Here is a 14,465-nt window from a genome sequence, read left to right as displayed (position 1 = left end):
TTTGAACATAGCGAAACTATCGCGCAGGGAATGATTGTCCAGTTCTTCAAAGAGAGGAGGGAGGTTCCTCGGCGCCGTTCACTGGGTGGGGGCTGTGACACTTGACGCCGAGGGAAGCTATCTGAGCTACGGTGATATGTTTGACAGTCGTTTGGGGCGGCGCAATGGTTCGAAAAAGGCCTTATTGTGGCCATTTCGCGTCAAATCCCTTGGTTCATTCGGGCATAGGGACGTCGAACCGCAGTGACAACAGATTGCAACCATCGCGACGCTCATACCGAATCTCGCTTGTCAGTTCGTGAATCAGATACCAACCAAAACCCCCTTCTGGCAGGTCCTGCAGGCTGGTCTCAACCGAGGCCGGGGTCCCATCTGGAGGTTTGCATCCGGGCAGTGGCCGCCCCGTATCCGATATCAGAATGTCCAGCTGGTTGTGCTCCAACCGGCAACAGACCTGCACTTTGGCGGGTTCAATACCAGAATAGGCATGTTCGACGACGTTGTTGATCGCTTCCGCCAAGGCAATCTTCACGTCGTCCGCTTTTTCGACAGGCAAGCCGTGGTGGGCCAGGCCTGCGCTCAACTCCGCAATGCCAGCGCTGGCTTCCCCTTCAATCGCCGGAAAACTCAGTTGCAGGCAGGTTTGATCACTGGACGGCGTTACACACATCTACGTTGGCCGCATTACTCTGGCTTCGCCGACAACGCGTCGTCGAGGGAGTCGAACAACCTGAAAACGGTGTCCATTCGCGTTAGGCGAAACACTTTTTCGACCACGGGTTGCACCCCGGCCAGATCCAGCCGGCGTTCGCCGCCGATTTGTTTCATCGAGGCGACGATGGCTCCCAAACCACTTGAATCAATGAATTCCACGCCTGCCAGATCCAGAACGATGCGCGTTGCGTCGGTTTCTGTTTCGCGGCGCATGTCTTCCTTGAACTGGATCGCGATGGCCGCATCTATCCGTTCCGAATGAACGGTGATAATCTGTGCCCCTTCGGTAGTTGTGCTGGTCAGCCCCATGATTGACCGCCCTTTTCAGCTGAAATTGCGTCGTAGAAATACGCTAGACGGCAAATCTTACCATTCGGTATTCAAGTTCCGGCAAGAGGAGGGAATTCCGATGAAAAACGTAGTGATCGCAGGCGCGGCCCGTACACCTATGGGAGGGTTCCAGGGCATGTTCGATGGTGTTCCCGCTGCTGACCTTGGCGGAACCGCGATTCGCGGCGCCTTGCAGCAGGCGGGTGCGGAGACTGTCGACGAAGTCCTGATGGGCTGCGTGCTTCCTGCAGGTCAGGGACAGGCCCCGGCGCGTCAGGCGGGGTTTGCCGCCGGTTTGGGAGAAGAGGTGCCCGCCACGACCCTCAATAAGATGTGCGGTTCAGGTATGAAGGCCGCCATGATCGCGTTTGATCAGATCGCTTTGGGCCACACAGATACCATGATCGCGGGCGGGATGGAGAGTATGACAAACGCGCCCTACATGCTGCCGAAGATGCGCGGCGGAGCGCGGATCGGGCACGGACAGGTCGTAGACCATATGTTTCTGGACGGGCTTGAAGATGCCTATGACAAAGGCCGCCTGATGGGAACGTTTGCCGAAGACTGCGCCGAGACCTATCAGTTCACCCGCGAAGCGCAGGATGAATACGCGCTGCGATCTCTCTCGAACGCGCTGGCCGCTCAGGACAGTGGCGCTTTTGATGGGGAAATTGCTGCGGTCACCGTGCAAACCCGCAAGGGGACGCTGGTGCTTGAGGCGGACGAGCAACCCAAATCCGCCCGACCCGAGAAAATCCCGACGCTAAAACCGGCCTTCCGCAAAGACGGCACGGTGACGGCGGCAAATTCCTCCTCCATTTCCGACGGAGCGGCGGCTCTCGTTCTGGCCTCTGCAGACGCCGCTGAGGCGAAAGGACTAACCGTCCGCGCGCGCGTTTTAGGCCACGCCAGCCATGCGCAGGCCCCGGGCCTGTTCACAACCGCTCCGGTTCCTGCGGCGCAAAAGCTGCTTGAGCGTCTGGGCTGGACCAAAGATGATGTGGACCTGTGGGAGGTGAATGAAGCCTTCGCCGTGGTTCCGATGGCTTTCATGCACGAAATGGGGCTGCCGCGTGACAAGGTCAACGTCAATGGTGGCGCCTGCGCCCTGGGCCATCCAATCGGCGCATCTGGTGCCCGGATCATGGTCACCCTTCTGAATGCCCTGGAAAAACGCGACCTGAAACGCGGGATCGCAGCGATCTGTATCGGTGGCGGAGAGGGCACGGCAATCGCCATCGAACGCGTTTGACCCTCTGCGCTTTTGCAAATACTCCGGGGACTGGGGTCGTCGCCCCCCAAGACCTGGATCGGAGCAACGCCAATATGACCGTCGACTATGACACCCTCGCCAAAACCATCGCCTCCCTGACCGAAGGCGAAACCGATCAGGTCTCCCTGATGGCGACCATCGCGTGCGAGGTGCATCACGCCGATAATCGCTTTGACTGGACGGGGTTCTACCGCGTCACCGAACCGGGCCTGCTGAAGATCGGCCCGTATCAAGGCGGTCACGGCTGTCTAGTCATCCCGTTCGAGCGCGGCGTGTGCGGCGCAGCCGCGCGCACGGGTGAGGTGCAACTGGTTCCGGATGTGGATGCCTTTCCTGGTCATATCGCCTGCGCATCTTCCACAAGGTCAGAGCTTGTTTTGCCCGTACGCGATGCCTCGGGCGCCGTTGTTGCCGTGTTTGACATCGATAGCGACCAGCCGGATGCTTTCACGGATGTTGACGCGTCCGAACTGACCAAAATTCTTCAGAACGTTTTCTCCGCCTAGCTGCAACCCTAACTAAATCCTTGTGTTACTTGGGTTTGGTCTCTGGTCTATGATTTGTCGTGAAAAAATGCTTTGAAATTTCACGGAACTGAGGCATCGTGAAAAACGTAGAAGGAATTTCACGAGAATCGGAGTCTGGCTTTGAACACGCAAACCCCTCAGCGCGCGACGCTCGGAGCGGACTTGCGAGCCTTGCGAAAGGCAAGGGGTTTGACGCTGACTGAAATTGCCGATCGCCTGAACCGCTCGGTCGGCTGGCTGAGTCAGGTCGAGCGGGACATGTCCGACCCTTCAATCTCGGACCTGCGTCAGATCGCGGAATGTCTGGGTGTTCCCATGTCGATGCTGTTTTCGCATTCTGCCGCTCCGGTTGAGGAGCAAGGCTATGTGGTTCGCGCCGTTTCACGACGTCCTATGGGCTCGGGTGAAGAAGGTCTGATCGAAGAACTGCTGTCGCCAGACCTGACCGATGATTTCGAGATGGTGCATTCCACGTTTGAGCCCCGATCCAAAATGCAAAAACCCGCGGACCGACCTACGCAGGAGGTCGGATATATGATCTCGGGCCAACTGGACCTGACGATCGGCGCGCGGCACTTCACGGTCGGCCCGGGCGACAGTTTCCGGATCAAGCACGAACCCTATCAATGGGCAAACCCCTATGATGAGCCCGCCGTGGCCATCTGGGTCATTGCACCACCGGTATACTGATGAGCTTTGAGGCCTGGACCATATTCGCGCTGTTCTGGGTGGTGTTCGTCATCACTCCGGGGCCGAACGCGGTCAATTGTATCTCAAACGGCATGAGCTTGCCCTTCCCGAAGGCGATGCTTGGTGTGCTTGCGATCCTGACGCAGGCCAGTGCGTTTTTGAGCTTGTCGGCATTGGGCGTAACCGCCCTGATCGCAGCCTCACCCACCGCGTTCTTCATTGCCAAATTGGTCGGGGCGGGGTTTCTGATCTGGGTCGGTATTCGCGGATGGATCAACGCGAAACGGCCAGCGCCTGCCACTGAGCGCCCTGCGCGGCATGTCTATCTGCATGCGCTGGCGGTGGCGACGATCAACCCCAAAAGCGTTGCTGGCTATCTGGCGGCTTTCTCGCAATTTGTGCAGCCCGACGTGCCGATCTGGCAGCAGATGGGGGTGATCATGCCGACCGCTCTGATCATCACGACGCTCAGCTATACCGGCTTTACCCTGCTGGGCGCGCTGATGGGCAAGGCGGCATTGGGGGCTGTGTTCAATATCTGGGTCCGCCGGATCATGGCGACCTGTTTCATCATCTATGGCGTGTTGCTGGGTGCCAGCTCTTCGCCCGCAGCAAGGGGGTAGCGATATGCAGACGGGATCCTGCCTTTGCGGCAAAGTCGCGTTTACGATTGACGGAGACCTCTCGCCGCCCTCTGCCTGCCATTGCGGTCAGTGCCGCAAACAATCGGGTCATGTCTGGTCATCGACTTGGACACATCAGGACAACTTAAGCTTCACCGCCAGTGACACGCTACGTTGGTTCCGCTCCTCAGAAACGGCACGGCGCGGGTTCTGCAGCGAATGCGGCTCATTCCTGTTCTGGCAGCACAATGAAGAAGACACGATTTCGATCTCGATGGGGGCGCTCAGCGAACCGACGGGACTGAAACTCTCAAAGCACATCTTTGTCGCGGACAAGGGTGACTACTACGACATCTCAGACGATCTGCCCCAGCGGGCACAGTAACAGAGGATCAAAACACATGAGTGATTTTCCAACCAAGGCCCGTGTGGTCATCATCGGTGGCGGCGTTGTCGGCTGCTCGTCCTTGTATCATCTGGCGAAAAAGGGCTGGACGGACTGCGTTCTGCTGGAAAAGAACGAACTGACTGCGGGGTCTACATGGCACGCGGCGGGTAACGTGCCGACCTTCTCGACTTCGTGGGCGATCATGAACATGCAGCGCTATTCGACCGAGCTGTATTCGCGTCTGGCCGAAGAAGTCGACTATCCGATGAACTACCACGTTTCGGGGTCTATCCGTTTGGCGCACAGTAAAGAGCGCATGCAGGAATTCGAACGCGCGATGTCGATGGGTCTGTACCAGGGCATCCCGATGGAGATGTGGACCCCAGAGCAGGCGAAAGAGCGCTACCCGTTCCTTGAAACCCATGATCTGGAAGGCGTGCTGTACGACCCGACCGATGGCGACATTGATCCGGCGCAGCTGACACAAGCCTTCGCCAAAGGCGCGCGTGATCTGGGCCAAAAAATCATCCGCTTCTGCCCGGCCACCGATGTAACGCAACACGATGACGGCACTTGGACCGTTCACACCGAAAAGGGCGACATTGCCTGTGACTATGTCGTCAACGCAGCCGGATATTACGCGCAGCGTGTGGGTGAGATGTTCAAACCCTATGGCGGCCGCATGGTGCCCGCCATGGTCATGAGCCACCAGTACCTGCTGACCGATGAAGTCCCCGAGGTTGAGGCATGGTCGAAGGAGAACGGTGGCAAACTGCCTCTGCTGCGCGACGTGGATATCTCATACTACCTGCGTCAGGAAAAGAACGGCTTCAACCTTGGCCCCTACGAGCCCAACTGTAAGGGCGAATGGATGACCGAAGACGACCCGATGCCCGAGGATTTCAGCTTCCAACTTTGGAACGACGATCTGGACCGGATTGAGGACATCATCACGGACGCGATGGAACGGGTTCCGCTGATGGCAACCTCGGGGGTTGGTCGCGTGATCAACGGCCCGATCCCTTACGCGCCGGACGGTCTACCGATGATCGGCCCAATGCCCGGTGTGAACAACGCATTTGAAGCGCACAGCTTTACCTTCGGCATCGCGCAAGGTGGTGGTGCAGGCAAAGTACTGGCCGAATGGATCGTTGATGGCCACACCGAGTGGGATATGTGGGCCGTCGATCCGCGCCGCTACACCGACTACACCGATCAGGACTACTGCAACCAGAAGGGCATGGAGGTCTACGGCAACGAATATGCCATGCACTTCCCGCACCACGAATGGCCTGCTGCGCGCGACAAGAAGCTATCGCCAGTCCATGCCAAGGTCAAAGAGCTCGGCGGTGTCATGGGGGCCTATAACGGCTGGGAACGTGCCAATTGGTTTGCCAAGCCGGGCGACGACACCTCGCTTGAGGCCACGCATACATGGGGTCGCTCGGGCCCGTGGGAGCAGCGCATCAAGGAAGAATGCGAAGCCGTGCGCGACAATTGCGGTGTGCTGGACCTGCCGGGCTTCTCGCGTTTCATGGTCAAAGGTGAAGGTGCTGCCGAAACTCTGCGTGGCCTGATCACCGGTGGTCTGCCCAAGATTGGCCGCATCAACCTCGTCTACATTTCGGACGACCGTGGCCGTATCCTGACCGAGATGTCCTGTATTCGCCTGGGCGAGGATGAGTTTGTGATGATCACAGCCGCCACCGCGCAGTGGCACGACCGCGACATCCTGATGTCCGCCATGCCCTCTAGCGTTTCAGTCGAGGACGTCACTACCACTCGTGACACGCTGATCGTGACCGGCCCGAAATCGCGCGAGATCCTCTCGGGCCTCAGCGATGCGGACCTGTCCACTGGCTGGCTAACGCATCAGTCCGCGACGGTTGCGGGCAAACCAGTCTTCCTGATCCGCGTCTCCTTCGCCGGAGAGCTGGGTTGGGAGGTTCACGCCCTCAACGAAGACATGCCCGCGATCTACGAAGCGATCCTCGACGCGGGTGCGACCCCGTTCGGCATGTACGCCCTGAACTCTCTGCGTATCGAGAAAGGCTACCGTGCGTGGAAGGGCGATCTGTCGACCGACTACTCGCTACTGGAAGGCGGGCTGGAGCGGTTTGTTAAACTGGACAAACCGCAAGACTTCCCCGGCAAGGCCGCGATCCTGAACGAAAAGCAACAGGGCGTGAAGAAATCCTTTGTCACGCTGACAGTGGACGCAGGCGATTGCGACGCGCCTTACATGTCCTGCATCTGGCAGGGCGATCAGATCGTGGGCGAGACCACCTCGGGCGCATGGGGCTATCGCGTTGGCAAGTCCATCGCGTTGGGCATGGTCAAGACCGACGTCGCAAACCCGGGTACTGAGCTTGAGGTTGAGATCTACGGCCAGAAGTACCGCGCCGTTGTTCAGGAAGACCAGCCGCTCTGGGATCCCGCCAACGAGCGTCTGCGCGCTTGATCCCTTTGGGGATTGCCAAATTGGCACAAAACTCCAAGCTGGGGCCCATGGTGGGCCCCAGTCTGCCTTTCACCAAAGTCCAAATCGGAAGGCTGAAATGACGATCCCTGCACATATGTCCGGCGTATACCTCATTCATCACGGCGGGCCGGAGGCTTTGCAGTGGCGCGAGGATATTCCCGTTCCAACGCCCGGTCCCGGGCAGGTTCTGGCCCGCGTCGCAGCTGCCGGGGTCAACAACACCGATATCAATACGCGGGTCGGGTGGTACTCCTCGGACGTGACCGGGGCCACCGATGACGTCGATCAGGATGTCGACGCCGGAGGGTGGGGCGGTGCGCTACAGTTTCCTCGAATTCAAGGCGGCGACCTGTGCGGCATTGTCGAAGCAGCCGGTCCGGGTTCAGGGTTTCAACCCGGTCAGCGCGTGACCTGCCCGATCAATCTGCCGCGCCCGCGACCTGGCCATCCACAGGGGTTTATTGCCTTAGGCTCTGAGATTGATGGCGCCTTTGCCCAATATTGTCTGGTCGAGGCGGATGTTCTCTACGATGTCTCTGCCTCGCCCCTGTCAGACACCGAGATCGCGGCCATTCCCTGCGCCTTTGGCACGGCCGAGAACCTTTTGACCCGCGCCGGGGTCACTGCTGGCCACAAGGTGCTGATCACGGGGGCTTCGGGGGGTGTCGGTCTGGCGGCAGTGCAACTGGCCCGCCTGCGCGGCGCGTCCGTCTGGGGCATAACCAGTGCCGCCAAGGCCGAGGTTGTGAAATCCCAAGGCGCGGTTGAGACCTTTGATCGCGATGCTGTGTTGCCTGCAGATATGTTCGACGTCGTGATCGACGTGGTTGGAGGCCCTAAATGGGCGGGCCTCGTGCTGGCCCTGAAACCCGGCGGGCACTACGCTGTATCAGGTGCGATTGCAGGCCCGATGGTGCAGGCCGATCTGCGCGACATCTACCTGCGCGATATCACCATTCACGGCTGCACTCACCAATCGCCTGAGGTGTTTGGCCGTCTGGCTGAGCTAATGAATGCCGGTCGGATCAAGCCTTTGATTTCCCGCACCTATCCCCTAAGGGATATTGCTAAGGCACAAGAGGATTTCCAATCCAAAGCGTTGCCGGGGAAATTGGTGCTGATCCCGTAAGGAGTTTATGACATGGCCGAAATTACTCTGTTAGATGGCTCGATCGGGCAGGAGCTGGTCAAGCGCAGCGGCAAACAACCGACGCCGCTCTGGTCGACGCGGGTGATGATCGATCATCCGGAGTTGGTGCGTGAGGTGCATGCCGAATACTTCCGGCGTGGGGCTACTGTTGCGACGACCAACACCTATGCCGTCCACCGCTCGCGCCTTGTGCGCGAAGGGATCGAGGATCAGTTGGCGCAATTGATCCATACGGCCGTATCTCAGGCCGATCTGGCGCGCGAAGGAAGTGGTGGGCGCATCGCAGGAGCGCTTGGGCCGTTATTGGCCTCCTACAGACCCGATCTTGAGCCTGATCCGGAGGAGGCCGGACGCAAATTCGCTGAACTGGTCGCGCTTATGGGGGATGGTGTGGACCTGATCCTGATCGAAACCGTCTCGTCGGTGATGGAGGCCGAAGGCGCCCTGAGGGGCACTGCTGGCTGCGGGAAACCTGTGTGGCTGGCACTGTCTCCGATGGATGAAGACGGAACGCGTCTGCGATCTGGTGAGCCGTTGGATCAGATTGCCCCCTTGGTCAAGCGTTACAATCCGCAAGCCGTGCTGATCAACTGCACCCGTCCCGAAGCGGTTCCAGCCGGGCTTGAAATATTGTCAGGGATGGGACTGCCATGTGGTGCCTATGCAAACGGCTTCACCCATATCGCCGAGGGGTTTTTGCAAGATGCCCCCACGGTTGATAGTCTCGCACAGCGCCACGACCTAAGCCCCGAGGCCTATGCCGACCACGCGATGGCCTGGGTCGAGCAAGGCGCAACAATCGTTGGCGGATGCTGCGAGATCGGCCCGGATCATATCGAGGCCCTCGCGCGCCGCCTGGAATCAGCCGGTCATCGGATCGTCTGAACCGACAAGGGAACGGTATGTCCGAGACATCATCGCCAGCCACTGACAGGCGTCAGACCAACCCCGTGCATTTCGACATTCTGGTCGCGCCGGGCTTTGTGCTGCTGGAACTCGCGTCGCTGGTGGATGTTCTACGGATTTCCAATCGGGTGTCTGCAACGCCACCGTTCACCTATACCTACCGATCCCTACGCGGTGGTCCAATTGCCAGCAGCAGTGACGCAACGGTTCAGACCGAAACCGTGCCAACCCAACCCGATGCCACCTATCTGTTTGTGATCGGCAATTCGGACCCGGATCACCCCGACCTGTCTTTGGGTCGGGTGGTGTCGAACTATACCTATCGCGGCGCGCAGGTGTTTTTGTTGGCCGAAGCGGCAAGCCGGTATATCGACGAGCAGGGCACAGCCGATCTGGCAACCCATTGGGAAAACGCCTCATTCCTGCGTGAACGCGGCGCGCGGTTCGAGGCGAAACTGTCCATCGCAACCGAGCGCGGCGCAGTCGTCACTTGTGCAGGTATGGGGGCCACCACCGATATCGCGCTGGTCGTGATCGGGCGGCATATCTCGGGGCCCACGCAATTGACCGTGGCGGACGTCATGCTGCATGAAAATATACGCGATTTTTCGTCGATGCAGCCGTTCTCAGGCGCAAAAAACACCGCGACTGGGGACAAGAAACTGGATCATTGCATCAAGCTGATGCAGGCCAACATCGAAGACCCTTTGCCAATCCAGGACCTTGTGGACAGCCTGAATATCTCGAATCGATCGCTCGAGAGGAAGTTCAAGGCGTTCTTCGGCACCACACCCAATGGGTTCTATCGTGAAATGCGGTTGGCCAAAGCGAACAACCTTTTGCTGAACACCACTATGAGCGTGCGCGAAATAGGTTTGGCCTGCGGTTTCCCGAACGGGTTCTCATCAGTTTACCGGAGTTTTTTCGGTGTGACGCCGTTTGTGATGCGCCAACAAAAGCGACAAGCCGCGCAGAGATGATTTTTGCGGATGCGATGACGTTTTTGATGGATTCCGCGCCGATTTTTCATGCCATTCAGGGACAAACCTGAACGAACGGAGTCTTCACTATGGTTGATCTTCCCAGCAAGACCCGCGTGGTCATTATCGGCGGCGGCGTGATCGGATGCTCGGTTGCCTATCACCTGACCAAGAAGGGCTGGAAAGATGTTGTGCTGCTTGAGCGCAAGCAACTGACCAGCGGTACAACCTGGCATGCGGCTGGTCTGATCGCGCAGCTGCGCGCGACGGCGAACATGACCAAGCTGGCGAAGTACAGTCAGGAGCTCTACGGCTCGCTTGAGGAGGAAACCGGTGTCGCGACGGGCTTCAAACGCTGCGGCTCGATCACTGTCGCGCTGACCGAAGAGCGTAAGGAAGAGATCTACCGCCAGGCCGCCATGGCCCGCGCCTTTGGGGTCGAAGTCGAAGAGATCTCGAATGAGCGCGTGGCCGAGCTATTTCCGCACCTCAACATCGAAGACGTCAAAGGGGCTGTGTATCTGCCGCTGGACGGGCAGGGCGACCCGGCGAATATCGCGCTGGCTCTGGCCAAAGGTGCGCGCCAGCGCGGTGGCATCGTGAAAGAGCGTGTGAAGGTCACCGATATCGTCAGGCAAGGTCGCAAGGTCACCGGCGTTGACTGGGTTGCCGACGATGGCAGCGCCTCGGGCCATATCGAATGCGATATGGTGGTGAACTGCGCCGGGATGTGGGGCCACGAAGTGGGTCGCATGGCGGGCGTGAACGTTCCTTTGCATGCCTGCGAGCATTTCTACATTGTCACCGAGGGCATCGATGGCCTGACACAGCTGCCGGTTCTGCGCGTCCCGGATGAATGCGCTTACTACAAGGAAGACGCAGGCAAAATTTTGCTCGGCGCGTTTGAACCGAACGCTAAGCCCTGGGGCATGAATGGTATCCCCGACAGCTTTGAGTTCGATCAACTGCCCGAGGATTTCGACCATTTTGAACCAATCCTCGAAGCGGCGGTGAACCGTATGCCGATGCTGGCCGAAGCCGGTATCCACACCTTCTTCAACGGACCTGAATCTTTCACTCCCGATGATGCCTATCACTTGGGTCTTGCGCCCGAGATGGACAATGTCTGGGTCGCGGCAGGCTTCAACTCGATCGGTATCCAGTCGGCCGGTGGCGCGGGCATGGCGTTGGCCGAATGGATGGACAGCGGTGAGAAGCCGTTTGATCTGGGCGATGTCGACATCAGCCGGATGCAGCCCTTCCAAGGCAACAAGCAGTACTTGTTCGAGCGTTCGAAAGAGACGTTGGGCCTGCTCTACGCCGATCACTTCCCCTACCGTCAGAAAGCCACGGCACGCGGAGTGCGGCGAACTCCGTTCCACCATCACCTGTTGGAACAAGGCGCGGTCATGGGGGAATTAGCCGGTTGGGAGCGGGCCAATTGGTTCGCCAACGACGGGCAGGAACGCGAATACCAGTATAGCTGGAAGCGTCAGAACTGGTTCGAAAACTCTGCCGCAGAACACCGCGCTGTGCGCGAGAATGTCGGCATGTATGACATGTCCTCCTTCGGGAAAATCCGCGTCGAAGGTCCGGATGCCGAGGCATTCATGAACTACATCGGCGGCGGCGACTACTCGGTGCCGAACGGCAAGATTGTCTACACCCAGTTCCTGAACCGCACCGGCGGGATCGAGGCCGACGTAACCGTGACCCGCCTGACCGAGACCGCCTATTTAGTCGTCACGCCAGCCGCGACCCGTCTGTCAGATCAAACATGGATGCAGCGCTATGCAGGCAACTTCAACGTCGTCATCACGGATGTGACCGCAGGCGAAGGCGTTCTGGCCATCATGGGACCGAACGCGCGCGCTTTGCTCGAAAAAGTCTCGCCCAACGATTTCTCAAACGCGACCAACCCATTTGGTACCGCGCAAGAGATCGAGCTTGGCCTGGGCCTCGCCCGCGCGCACCGCGTCACCTATGTGGGAGAGCTGGGGTGGGAGATCTATGTCTCCTCTGATATGGCAGGTCATGCCTTCGAGACGCTGCACGCAGCCGGGCAGGATATGGGTCTAAAACTGTGCGGCATGCACATGATGGACAGCTGCCGCATCGAAAAGGGCTTCCGCCATTTTGGGCATGACATCACCTGTGAAGACCACGTGGTTGATGCCGGGCTTGGTTTTGCCGTGAAGGTCGACAAGGGCTGTGACTTCATTGGCCGCGAAGCCGTGATTGCGCGCAAAGAGACTGGCCCCAAAAACCGCCTCGTGCAGTTCAAGCTGACTGAGGCCGAGCCGCTGTTGTTCCACAACGAACCTATCGTGCGTGACGGTGAATATGTCGGCTATCTGAGTTCCGGCAACTACGGCCACACTCTGGGTGGTGCTATCGGTCTGGGCTATGTGCCGTGTGAAGGTGAAAAAGCTGCGGATGTTCTGGCATCGAGCTACGAGATCGACGTTTGTGGTGTCAAAGTGAAGGCCGAGGCGTCTTTGAAGCCCATGTATGATCCCAAGTCCGAGCGCGTGAAAGTTTAACCCGCAGAACAGGGGGCTCTGCCCCCGTCGCGGTAAGCCGCGACTCCCCTGAGATACTTAGGGCCAGATGAAGCAGGGGATCCAGTCTTCATCTGGCTAAAAATATCCCGGAGCGCGAGGCAGAGCCTCGCAAAATTGCGCGGTTTCGAAGTCGACCCATCACAATTCGTTATGTGCGACTTCACTGTTTTCAGAGTTTTCAACCCTTCCGGAACTGCCGTAAATGGGTCCGATACTTGTCGGAGATTTCCCGTGGCGACTGCCTCCTCACCTTTACAAAACGCGGACACTCCAAAGGGGTTTGTACTGGCGGTTTCAGCCTATGTCATGTGGGGTTTCCTGCCTCTCTATATGAAAGCGCTGAGCCATATTGGCCCGGTTGAGGTTGTGGCGCATCGGGTCATCTGGTCGGTGCCGGTGGCAGGGCTTCTTCTGGTCATTCTGGGGCGGACCCGAGACCTTAGGGCCGCGTTGGGCAATCCCAAGATGTTGGGAATGGCGGCTTTGACGGCGGCGCTGATCTCGGTGAACTGGGCGATTTATGTCTGGGCGATCTCAACCGGCCATGCGTTGGATGCGGCGCTCGGGTATTATATCAACCCTTTGTTCAGTATCGCCTTGGGCGCTGTGTTGCTGCGAGAACCTCTGACGCGCATGCAATTGGTTGCTGTCGGTCTGGCGGCTTTGGGCGTTTTGGTTCTGGTGGTCGAGGCTGGGCGTCTGCCTTGGGCGGCGCTGGGTTTGATGGTGAGTTGGGGTTTCTATGCCTTCTTCAAAAGGTCTCTGCCGATTGGTCCCAATCAGGGATTTCTGCTTGAGGTTCTTATCCTTTTGATCCCCGCAATCGCCTATGTGACGTGGCTGGGTGTTCAGGGAACTGGGCACTTCGGGATGTTGGCCTCGGATACTCTCTTGCTGTCCTGCGCTGGTGTCGTGACGGCGGTGCCGTTGCTGGTCTATGCCAATGGGGCCAAGCTCGTCAGGCTGTCGACGATGGGTATCCTGCAATACATCGCGCCCACCATGATCTTCATCACCGCAGTCGCCGTGTTCGGAGAACAGATTGACCGCGGCCGCATGATTGCCTTCCCTCTGATCTGGGCAGCGCTTGTGGTGTATTCGATCCCGATGATCCGGCAGGCGCGGGCTCAGGCCTGAAGGAGAAGCCGCGCTGCGCTTTCGGCCCAAATCGCGTAGGTTTTGGGGCTGGGGTGGTATCCATCCGGCGCCGCCAGAGCGGGATCATCCGGTAAATCCAGTGACAAGTGTCGGAGTTGCGGATGGGCGGCAACGACCTGTTGCAGACCCCGATCCAGGCGCGCGGATTGTCGACCCAAAACCCAAGCCAAGGGATGGGGCAGGGACGGAAAGCGGTTCATCTGCGGCACTGCTGTCGCCACAACGCGTCGCGCGCCGAGGTGTTGGGTCAATATCCTGGCCAACTGGTTTTGCCGTTCGACGAAGCGTTTGTAGGTCACGCCTCGGGTCACGTCGTTTACGCCGAGCGCTGTCACAACCGCATCGAATGTGCCATCAATCGCTTGCAACCTCTCAAGCGTGTCTCGTGTCGTGTGTCCGGTTGTTGCCTCCAACCGCCATTCGACCGAGTGATGCCGCGCCAAGTGTTTGACCAAATGGCCTGACAGCGCCTGTTCTTGCGTGCCCGCGCCTACGCCGGCGGCAGAACTGTCGCCCGCTATCAACAGGCGCAGGCGAGGCCCACGGCCCGTTCGCCCTTCGCGTGGACCGATTGGTTCCGGCAGCAGCTGGGCCTTGCGGCGCACAGCCAATCCCTGCGCCGCCAGAACCGGCAGAAGGGGAACACGCAGAATCTGATCGGCGGCAAGCGGATTTGACAT

At 59.0% G+C, this 14,465-nt stretch carries 14 protein-coding genes; 11 read left to right on the top strand and 3 right to left on the bottom strand.

The window, feature by feature from the left end; genetic code table 11:
- Window positions 1-214: 214 nt before the first annotated feature.
- Window positions 215-670 carry an ATP-binding protein gene (locus tag ACRZ95_RS08280; protein ID WP_170677983.1) on the bottom strand — a complete coding sequence of 152 codons (456 nt, stop codon included), beginning with the start codon at window positions 668-670 and terminating at the stop codon, window positions 215-217.
- Between the two features lie 14 nt (window positions 671-684).
- Window positions 685-1,023, bottom strand: a complete 339-nt coding sequence (locus ACRZ95_RS08275; RefSeq protein WP_170638267.1) for an STAS domain-containing protein — start codon at window positions 1,021-1,023, stop codon at window positions 685-687.
- 100 nt (window positions 1,024-1,123) lie between these two features.
- On the opposite strand from ACRZ95_RS08275, the gene ACRZ95_RS08270 reads away from it, so the two are divergent.
- From ACRZ95_RS08270 to rarD, 11 genes are all read left to right on the top strand, one after another.
- Window positions 1,124-2,296: an acetyl-CoA C-acyltransferase gene (locus tag ACRZ95_RS08270; protein WP_170677981.1), complete on the top strand. Its 1,173-nt coding sequence runs from the start codon at window positions 1,124-1,126 to the stop codon at window positions 2,294-2,296.
- A gap of 74 nt (window positions 2,297-2,370) precedes the next feature.
- Complete coding sequence (locus ACRZ95_RS08265; protein ID WP_170677979.1) at window positions 2,371-2,823, top strand: GAF domain-containing protein; 453 nt, start codon at window positions 2,371-2,373, stop codon at window positions 2,821-2,823.
- Between the two features lie 141 nt (window positions 2,824-2,964).
- Window positions 2,965-3,534 carry a helix-turn-helix domain-containing protein gene (locus ACRZ95_RS08260; RefSeq protein ID WP_170375545.1) on the top strand — a complete coding sequence of 190 codons (570 nt, stop codon included), beginning with the start codon at window positions 2,965-2,967 and terminating at the stop codon, window positions 3,532-3,534.
- Window positions 3,534-4,157, top strand: a complete 624-nt coding sequence (locus tag ACRZ95_RS08255) for a LysE family translocator (protein WP_170375543.1) — start codon at window positions 3,534-3,536, stop codon at window positions 4,155-4,157. The genes ACRZ95_RS08260 and ACRZ95_RS08255 overlap by 1 nt, the downstream gene beginning before the upstream one ends.
- A 4-nt stretch (window positions 4,158-4,161) precedes the next feature.
- Window positions 4,162-4,542, top strand: coding sequence for a GFA family protein (locus tag ACRZ95_RS08250; protein ID WP_170677977.1), 381 nt, complete (start codon window positions 4,162-4,164; stop codon window positions 4,540-4,542).
- 16 nt (window positions 4,543-4,558) lie between these two features.
- Window positions 4,559-7,006, top strand: a complete 2,448-nt coding sequence (locus ACRZ95_RS08245) for a GcvT family protein (protein ID WP_170677975.1) — start codon at window positions 4,559-4,561, stop codon at window positions 7,004-7,006.
- A 97-nt stretch (window positions 7,007-7,103) separates the two neighbouring features.
- Window positions 7,104-8,156 carry a zinc-binding dehydrogenase gene (locus tag ACRZ95_RS08240; RefSeq protein WP_170677973.1) on the top strand — a complete coding sequence of 351 codons (1,053 nt, stop codon included), beginning with the start codon at window positions 7,104-7,106 and terminating at the stop codon, window positions 8,154-8,156.
- 12 nt (window positions 8,157-8,168) lie between these two features.
- Entirely contained in the window at window positions 8,169-9,062 is an 894-nt protein-coding gene (locus ACRZ95_RS08235) for a homocysteine S-methyltransferase family protein (protein ID WP_170677971.1), read from the top strand.
- Window positions 9,063-9,079: 17 nt separating this feature from the next.
- Window positions 9,080-10,063 (top strand): GlxA family transcriptional regulator, encoded by a 984-nt coding sequence (locus ACRZ95_RS08230; protein ID WP_480554792.1) that lies wholly within the window; start codon window positions 9,080-9,082, stop codon window positions 10,061-10,063.
- 89 nt (window positions 10,064-10,152) lie between these two features.
- The gene (locus ACRZ95_RS08225) at window positions 10,153-12,606 is read left to right on the top strand and encodes a GcvT family protein (RefSeq protein WP_170677967.1); all 2,454 of its coding nucleotides are present in this window, start codon (window positions 10,153-10,155) and stop codon (window positions 12,604-12,606) included.
- Between the two features lie 252 nt (window positions 12,607-12,858).
- A complete protein-coding gene (gene rarD / locus ACRZ95_RS08220; RefSeq protein ID WP_480554790.1) occupies window positions 12,859-13,764 on the top strand; it encodes an EamA family transporter RarD in 906 nt (301 codons plus the stop codon).
- On the opposite strand, the gene ACRZ95_RS08215 is transcribed toward rarD, so the two are convergent.
- Entirely contained in the window at window positions 13,755-14,465 is a 711-nt protein-coding gene (locus ACRZ95_RS08215; protein WP_170642652.1) for an SGNH/GDSL hydrolase family protein, read from the bottom strand. The two genes, rarD and ACRZ95_RS08215, sit on opposite strands and share 10 nt — an antisense overlap.

Source organism: Ruegeria sp. AI3, assembly GCF_056541245.1.
The sequence above is the reverse complement of the archived record's forward strand: the minus strand, read 5'-3'. Positions and strand labels throughout refer to the sequence as shown.

Coding starts and splice junctions, on each gene's coding strand:
- ACRZ95_RS08280 (WP_170677983.1), bottom strand. CDS start 670: ATGTGTGTAACGCCGTCCAGTGATCAAACCTGCCTGCAACTGAGTTTT.
- ACRZ95_RS08275 (WP_170638267.1), bottom strand. CDS start 1,023: ATGGGGCTGACCAGCACAACTACCGAAGGGGCACAGATTATCACCGTT.
- ACRZ95_RS08270 (WP_170677981.1), top strand. CDS start 1,124: ATGAAAAACGTAGTGATCGCAGGCGCGGCCCGTACACCTATGGGAGGG.
- ACRZ95_RS08265 (WP_170677979.1), top strand. CDS start 2,371: ATGACCGTCGACTATGACACCCTCGCCAAAACCATCGCCTCCCTGACC.
- ACRZ95_RS08255 (WP_170375543.1), top strand. CDS start 3,534: ATGAGCTTTGAGGCCTGGACCATATTCGCGCTGTTCTGGGTGGTGTTC.
- ACRZ95_RS08250 (WP_170677977.1), top strand. CDS start 4,162: ATGCAGACGGGATCCTGCCTTTGCGGCAAAGTCGCGTTTACGATTGAC.
- ACRZ95_RS08245 (WP_170677975.1), top strand. CDS start 4,559: ATGAGTGATTTTCCAACCAAGGCCCGTGTGGTCATCATCGGTGGCGGC.
- ACRZ95_RS08240 (WP_170677973.1), top strand. CDS start 7,104: ATGACGATCCCTGCACATATGTCCGGCGTATACCTCATTCATCACGGC.
- ACRZ95_RS08235 (WP_170677971.1), top strand. CDS start 8,169: ATGGCCGAAATTACTCTGTTAGATGGCTCGATCGGGCAGGAGCTGGTC.
- ACRZ95_RS08230 (WP_480554792.1), top strand. CDS start 9,080: ATGTCCGAGACATCATCGCCAGCCACTGACAGGCGTCAGACCAACCCC.
- ACRZ95_RS08225 (WP_170677967.1), top strand. CDS start 10,153: ATGGTTGATCTTCCCAGCAAGACCCGCGTGGTCATTATCGGCGGCGGC.
- ACRZ95_RS08215 (WP_170642652.1), bottom strand. CDS start 14,465: ATGTCAAATCCGCTTGCCGCCGATCAGATTCTGCGTGTTCCCCTTCTG.